Source organism: Anaplasma marginale str. Florida, assembly GCF_000215485.1.
In the GTDB taxonomy this organism is placed as follows: Bacteria; Pseudomonadota; Alphaproteobacteria; order Rickettsiales; family Anaplasmataceae; genus Anaplasma; species Anaplasma marginale.
Genome location: NZ_AFMS01000032.1, coordinates 1 through 7,164 on the forward strand (window position 1 = coordinate 1; position 7,164 = coordinate 7,164).

Here is a 7,164-nt window from a genome sequence, read left to right on the forward strand (position 1 = left end):
CGTATTCAAAAATGCTTGCGAATCGATAGATGCCAGGGAAAACATTGATGGTGGCCACATTACGGTGGCCGTTACCAAAAACATTGACAGCGTGGCAGTTGAGGTTAAAGACAACGGTGTGGGGTTCCCGCCGGATTTGATCGGCCGGCTAACTGAGCCTTATGTGACTACCCGGGACCAGGGCACAGGGCTGGGACTTGCCATTGTGAAGAAAATTTTGGATGAACACGGCGCATCCATAGGCTTCCGAAATTTGGAAGAGGGGGGCGCGGTTCTTATAACTTTTGTGTTGAATGAGCGCGGCGGTGTTGGTTTGCTCGACTAATGAGTTGGCGCAGTTCTGCGCACAAATATTGCGTGATAGGCCGGAGAGTTTGGCCATAGATACGGAATTCGTTAGAAGTTTTAATGACTACTACCCAAGGCTTTGTTTGTTGCAGATGGCATATCAAGGTGGGCAATGTGTGGTTGATGTGTTGGATGAACGGCTGGACCTCTCCCCGCTGCAGGAAATTTTTGACGATGAAGGTATCTATAAGGTCTTTCACGATTGCCGCCAGGATTTAGACGCCCTATCACAGCGGTTCACGCGCCTTCCTAGGCCAATTTTTGACACTCAAACGGCTTCAATGCTATGCGAATATCATGATAATTCTGTAGGATACTCCAAGCTTGTAGAGCAATTTCTGGGCGTGAAACTCAATAAGCTGCTGTTCAAAAGGGTTGATTGGTCACACAGGCCACTGTCCGAAGGCAAAGTGCGTTACGCTCTGGATGATGTGACTTACCTGCACGAGCTTTATGAGGTGCTGCTTGGCATTTTGACCGCCAAGGAACGGCTTACATGGTTTCTTGAAGAGATGGAAAACATTGCTGAGGCATTTGTGGATAACTATGACTCCCTGCTGGAGGGCATGGATTTCTTCCCCGAACTTGGGGAGTCGGAAGCCATAATTGCCAGGTCCATAATTGAGTGGAGGGAAAAAGTGGCCAGGCTGTTTAATGTTAATCGCAATATCGTGATGCATTCCAAGAGCGTACTCCTCGCAACAAAAGACTTTCTTCGAAGCAGAGACGAGGAAGTATTATATAGGTACGTTAGCGGGTCTTACTTGGGCAACTTGCCATTTAGCCTGTGCGACATATTAGAGAGCAGTGCCGGACGGAAGCTGGGAGTATACAAACTGGTAGACCGCGACAAGCCCATGCTGAGTGCGTTGCTTATTTTACTCAACAGCATGTGCAGGGAGCATGGAATCTCGCAAAAGTTGGTTGCTTCAAAAGTTGAGCTTGTGAAACTAATCAACAAAATACATAGCAACATAATGCACGGCTGGCGGTACGAGTTTTTCGGACGCAAAGTTGAAAAATTTATTGCGGGAGAGACCAGACTCATTTTTTCTGTCGATAATTCTGGCGGGCAGATGCGGTTGACTGTCAATACAAAAGCGTAATTGCCTGATTTATAGGTGAATAAATCCCGTAGCAGTGAATCCTAGACGCGGTTCCGCGGCTATTGTTGGTGGTGTTATGCGGCTGCCTAGGGATGCAAATCCTGCTGCGGTGCTCCCACTCAACAAGTTATCAGGAGCGTGCATCCTCTACCATCTTCACCCAAGTCTGCTCGTCTATTACCCTGACGTTCAGGCTTAGTGCTTTTTCGTGCTTACTTCCTGGATTGCTACCTGCAACCAGTAACCAGGTGTTTGCGGATACGGAATTCGCCACTTTAGCCCCTAGGCTTTCCGCCTGCAGCTTCGCTTCCGTTCTTGACATGCTCTCCAAAGTGCCGGTAAACACCACGGTTTTGCCGGAAATGGCGGAGCTGCCGCGTTGCGCCGGAGATGCCTCGTCCAAAATGTTGAGCTTTGCGCTCAGCGACTCTAATACTTCCAGATTTCCCTGCACAGAGAAAAACGCCTTCAAAGAACTTATGCTTTTTTCCCCCAAACCGCGAATTTGTACAGTATCATGTGTTTCGGTGAGCGCCAACATCGCTTGGTGCCAGTTTTTATAAGATCTGTAATGTTCAGCAATAAGTTTTGCCGCGCCCACGCCTATAAACCGTATTCCCAGGGCAAATATGAAGTTGCTGAGCCTGACTGTTGCGCTGTTGCGTATTGCGGCGATGAGATTTGCGACTGACTTTTCCCCCCACCCATGTTCTGTATCCAGGTTAATGCCATGTAGCTTTTCCTCCAGGGAAAAAATATCGGCTATGCTGCCAATCAGCCCATGGTTGCAGAAGAACTCTATCTGCTTTGCCCCCAGGCCCATAATGTTTAAGCCATCTCTGGATACGAAGTGCTTAACGCGCTCTAGAGCCTGTGCTTTGCATGACAACTCTGCCACACACCGCAGAGCGACTTCACCGGGCTCGCGGTGCAGCTTGCTACCGCATGACGGGCAGTGCGAGGGAAAGACAAATTTCTGCGTCCCGCTACTGCGGAGGGTTTTATCTACGTCAACCACCTGTGGTATAACTTCTCCCGCCCGCTTTACTATGACCAAGTCTCCTATGCGCACATCTTTGCGTTCGATTTCATTGAGGTTGTGCAGACTTGCCCTGGAAACCATAACGCCTCCTATGTTGATTGGCTCCAGCTCTGCTATTGGAGTTACAACGCCGGTTCTGCCTACTTGTACGGTGATATCAAGAAGTTTTGTGCGAGCCTCAGTAGAGGGGAATTTGTGCGCAATTGCCCAACGGGTGATTTCCCGGTTGCACCGAGAAGCTTCTGGAAATTGATGCTGTTTACCTTGTATACGACTCCGTCTATGTCATAACCAAGCGCACTTCTGGTTGTGTAGACCGAGTTATAAAATGCAATCGCCTCTTCTATTTTGTCCGTGAAAAGCACTTGCTTGTTTGTATGAAACCCCCATTCATCCAGCTGCTTTAGTATTTCCTGCTGGGTTGCAAATGTGCTGTTTACCGCGGAATAAGCCACGTAACTAAGGTTGCGCTCCTCAACAATCTTCTGGTTGAGCTGGCGTATTGACCCCGCGGCTGCGTTACGTGGATTTGCAAAATTGCAGGACCCTCGTAGCTTTTCAAAGTCTTCATGGTGCATGTATATTTCACCGCGCACTTCAAGCACTTCTGGGGCCGAATCTAGCTGATGTGGCAGCCCGCGCAGGACCATCGCGTTGGTGGTGATATCCTCGCCGAAGTGCCCATTGCCGCGCGTTGCCACTCTGGTAAGCTTTCCACCATGGTATAGCGCAGAGAATGACATGCCATCCATTTTTAACTCGCAGGAAAGCTCTAAAATGTCATCTGGCTGCAGCTCAAGGAACCGCCTCACCCTGGTGATAAATTTTTCCACATCCTGTACGGTAAAAGCGTTTTCCAGAGAGAGCATGGGCTCCAAATGCTGCACCTTGGGGAACCTGGAGTCAATTTTAGGCGTGCCCACGACGTCTGCGTAGTCATCATACTGACGAATGTCCGGGAACTCGTCCAAGAGCCTTTTTTTCTCTTGTACCAGAAGGTCATATTGGTGGTCCGTCACCTCTGGCGCATCAAGCCCGTGGTATAACATATCGTGGTGGCGGAGCTTCGCATTCAGACCAGCCAACCTGCGCCTAGCCTGCTCCAACATAGCAGCAGCTACCCCGCTATAATGCCCTTACTTTTCAGCAGTGCATGCAGCTCCCCGCTGTGGTACATTTCCCGCACTATGTCGCACCCACCTATGAACTCTCCCTTCACGTATAGTTGTGGTATAGTTGGCCAGTCTGCGAATTTTTTGATGCCCTCGCGCAGCTCTGGGTCCTTGAGGACGTCTACATCCCTGAATTTCACTCCCACATTACGAAGCGCCTCGACAACCACTCCCGAAAAGCCGCACTGCGGAGCATCGGCGGTGCCCTTCATATACAGCACAACGTCGCTGGTTTCTATTTCATTCCTAATTCTATCTGCGACAGGGTCACTGCTCATCTTGTTTACCTACCTCTGTTTGTATCTGCAACGCGTGCACGTCTATACCAGAAAGTGCACTGTAAACCATTCTGTGCTGCTCAAGTTTTGACTTTCCCGCAAAGGCGTTGGAGACGACCCTGATGGCATAATGCTCGCCATCATGGGCCAGAGGCCGTACATGCACCTCACCGCCAGGGAATGCACTGCTCAGCAGCTGTTCTATCCTAAAAAGTTCTACGCCCATCGCTCAAAGTTTGCAGCAGGCCCAGGTTATAGCATCTTTTATGTATTTGGTAAACACCGACTTTAAACTCTGACTTTGCTCCGCTCACCCGGCCACACGCGTTCTGAATCCGCTACGCCTGCATTACACGTGGTCGGACGGGGCTAGCTTACCAGCGTAAATATACGCTTCCAGAGATCTTCGGTCATGGCCCCGGAAACATGCATTACCATCTCCCCTGTGCGGCTAAACACTAATGTTTCTGGCACTCCGATTACTCCAAGTTTTTTCATGACCCTGCCGGAATAGTCCGCAGCCACCATCGCGTAGGGGTTTCCGTGTTTTGCTAGCCACTCCAGAGTTTTGTGTTGTACGTCAAGATATGCCACGCCATACACACGTATGGGTTTTTCATTGGCTATGGACATCCATATTTTGTGCTCCTCAAGGCAGGTTGCACACCACGATGCAAACACGTGAATGACGTATGCGCCCTCTATATTTTCAGTACGAAACTCCTTTTCTGTGCCGACTATAGCCGGTAATGTTATGTGGTATGACGGCTTTTTGAAATTGCGATTGTAATAAACCCCAGACAACGTGAGCGACAGCAAGCAGAATAGCGCAAGAGTCGTAATGGCAACCACACGCATAACATAACCTATGCAAAAAGCCCTTTAAGTTCCCTAATGTGCGCAACTTCCCTAACCTCAATTGGGAGTGAGTTGCCTTTCTTGCTCCCCGAAGGCGCGATCGCCTGCTTAAAACCAAGCTTGCACGCCTCCCTAAGCCTTGGGCCGACGTTTGCGACGCTTCTGATTTCACCAGATAATGCAACCTCCCCAAATATAACCGTTGAAGCAGGCGTTGGAGATCTTGTAATACTCGACATAAGAGACGCCGCTATGGCCAAATCAGATGCGGGCTCGCATATCTTCAGACCTCCAGCTATGCTGAGATACACTTCCTTGTCTGCAAGGGGCATATCACACCGTGCGTTGAGCACTGCGACTACCATGGCCAGACGATTGATATCCCATCCTACCACTGCCCGCCTTGGGCTGGGGGAGTAAGTGTTGGCGATCAGCGATTGTACCTCGACCAATATGGGCCTGGAACCTTCCATGCCTGCGAACACTACATTGCCTGTGATGCCCTTTCTGGGAGACTGGCCCAAAAAAAGCATGGATGGATCTTGCACAGGGAGCAGACCCGATCCAGACATTTCAAAAACTCCCATTTCGTTTGCCGGCCCGAATCTGTTTTTGATTGTGCGCAATATGCGCAACTGGTTCCCGTTACTGCCTTCAAAGTACAAAACTGTGTCTACCAAATGCTCTAGGGTTTTTGGCCCCGCTATGGCACCATCTTTGGTTATTTGGCCCAGCAAAAATAGCCCAATATTGCGCTGCTTTGCCAGCATTATGAGCTTATGCGCGCACATCCTAACCTGCAACACGGTGCCCGGGGACGAAGGGATCTCTTCGTCGTGCATGGTTTGTATTGAATCTATCACCAGGAACGCAAAATTGTCGGCACATGCGGCGTTCAATACCGAGCTGAGAGATGACGTGGCAACGAGTTTTATTTGGGGTTCACTAACATTGAGACGGGTTGCCCTTGCCCTTATTTGGGCCACGGATTCTTCGCCGGAGACGTATAAGCAGCTATGAGATTGCCCAGCTAAAGACGCAAAAACCTGCAGCATGAGTGTGGATTTTCCAATTCCGGGTTCGCCACCGATTAATATACTACTGCCAGCTACTATGCCTCCTCCCAGCACCCTGTCCAGCTCGTCATTTCCCACGCAGAGCCTGTGCACGGGCTCAACGCTGCTGCCGCATATTGGCATCACCAGGGGAGGCTCTTTCTGCTGTGTGCGCGCCGTGTGCTTGTTTTTAGGTGCCACTTCCTCCACAATGCTGTCCCACGCGCCGCAAGCTACACACCTACCTGTCCACCTATGCGAACTGTTCCCGCACGTTTGGCAGGCATAAATTACCTTTGTTGACACCCACATACTCGATAGCACCGCATGTTGGGATGTTACACCAAAAAGTAGACGCTTTCCAAGGGTGAGAAAGTGTTTTATGACATCAAATCACCATGCTGACCGTATGACGTGTGCATTGAGTTGCTACTTTTAGTTTATAACGCACGTGCTAGTGCTGCTGTAGGGTGCTATTTGGGCGCATTTTGGTTGACTGCGTCGCTCTATGGTGATATTTGAAGCACACGTTGGTCGGCATTCTACGGTTATTGGAGAGTTACTGGTAATATGAAGCTTCATGGTGTCGAAGAGGGGGCAAGGTCAGGGTCTGTCTGGACTTGCAGGGAATGCGTGGTCAGTTACGTGGCGTTGCTATGGGCCTTCTTCCAGATGTTTATTGCGTCCCCGGTTCCGTTTTGGCTTGCATCACAGTATGGGATTAGCGCATTCGTACTTACGGGGCTTAAGGCTAGGGCTGTGCATCTGTCTTTCGCGCTGTTGTTGCTGTATTTGGTGATGCCTGCAGTGCGCGGGAAGGGTAAAGACGGTGCCCTACCTATTGACTGGGTCCTCTCACTAGTGGGCGCGAGCGCAGCCGCATACATTCTTGTGTTCTATGATGACCTATCAGTTAGGATGGCAATGCCCACTGTTGCGGATATGGTTGCATCCGTGCTTGGCATCTTACTTCTGCTGGAAGCCGCAAGGCGAGCCGTAGGCTTCCCCATAATTGTGGTTGCCGTGTCATTTCTAATATATTCGATATTCGGGCCTTTCATGCCGGATGTGATAGCGCACAGCGGCCAAGGAATTGCCTCGATATCGTCACACGAGTGGCTCTCGTCCGAGGGGGTGTTCGGCGTGGCTCTGGGTGTGTCATGTAACTTTGTGTTCTTATACGTACTTTTCGGGGCGCTCATGGATAGAGCGGGTGCCGGTGCATTCTTCATGAGGCTCTCGTTTGCGCTGTTGCGCGGTTCAGTTGGGGGCCTGCAAGGCTGCCGTTGTCGCTTCGTGGGTTCA

6 protein-coding genes and 2 pseudogenes are annotated in these 7,164 nt (G+C 50.3%); 3 read left to right on the forward strand and 5 right to left on the reverse strand.

Annotated elements, in window-relative coordinates; genetic code table 11:
• Both GAC_RS00990 and GAC_RS00995 read left to right on the forward strand, forming a co-directional pair.
• Positions 1 to 325 (forward strand): ATP-binding protein (locus GAC_RS00990; protein ID WP_037349021.1); only part of this gene is annotated, 325 nt, incomplete at its 5' end.
• The gene (locus GAC_RS00995) at positions 294 to 1,454 is read left to right on the forward strand and encodes a ribonuclease D (RefSeq protein ID WP_012658828.1); all 1,161 of its coding nucleotides are present in this window, start codon (positions 294 to 296) and stop codon (positions 1,452 to 1,454) included. The genes GAC_RS00990 and GAC_RS00995, both read left to right, overlap by 32 nt.
• Before the next feature lie 130 nt (positions 1,455 to 1,584).
• On the opposite strand, the pseudogene ligA reads toward GAC_RS00995, so the two are convergent.
• From ligA to radA, 5 genes and pseudogenes are all read right to left on the reverse strand, one after another.
• Positions 1,585 to 3,605 (reverse strand): annotated as a pseudogene (ligA, locus tag GAC_RS01000) (NAD-dependent DNA ligase LigA).
• A gap of 8 nt (positions 3,606 to 3,613) precedes the next feature.
• Positions 3,614 to 3,946: a Grx4 family monothiol glutaredoxin gene (gene grxD / locus GAC_RS01005; RefSeq protein WP_010269432.1), complete on the reverse strand. Its 333-nt coding sequence runs from the start codon at positions 3,944 to 3,946 to the stop codon at positions 3,614 to 3,616.
• Complete coding sequence (locus GAC_RS01010; RefSeq protein WP_010269435.1) at positions 3,936 to 4,172, reverse strand: BolA/IbaG family iron-sulfur metabolism protein; 237 nt, start codon at positions 4,170 to 4,172, stop codon at positions 3,936 to 3,938. Before GAC_RS01010 ends, grxD begins: the two co-directional genes overlap by 11 nt.
• Before the next feature lie 143 nt (positions 4,173 to 4,315).
• Complete coding sequence (locus GAC_RS01015; protein WP_010267090.1) at positions 4,316 to 4,804, reverse strand: DsbE family thiol:disulfide interchange protein; 489 nt, start codon at positions 4,802 to 4,804, stop codon at positions 4,316 to 4,318.
• Positions 4,805 to 4,812: 8 nt separating this feature from the next.
• Positions 4,813 to 6,171, reverse strand: coding sequence for a DNA repair protein RadA (radA, locus tag GAC_RS01020; RefSeq protein WP_010262808.1), 1,359 nt, complete (start codon positions 6,169 to 6,171; stop codon positions 4,813 to 4,815).
• 258 nt (positions 6,172 to 6,429) lie between these two features.
• Between radA and GAC_RS01025 the strand changes: the two are divergent.
• Positions 6,430 to 7,164 (forward strand): annotated as a pseudogene (locus GAC_RS01025) (TRAP transporter large permease subunit); the annotation flags it as partial.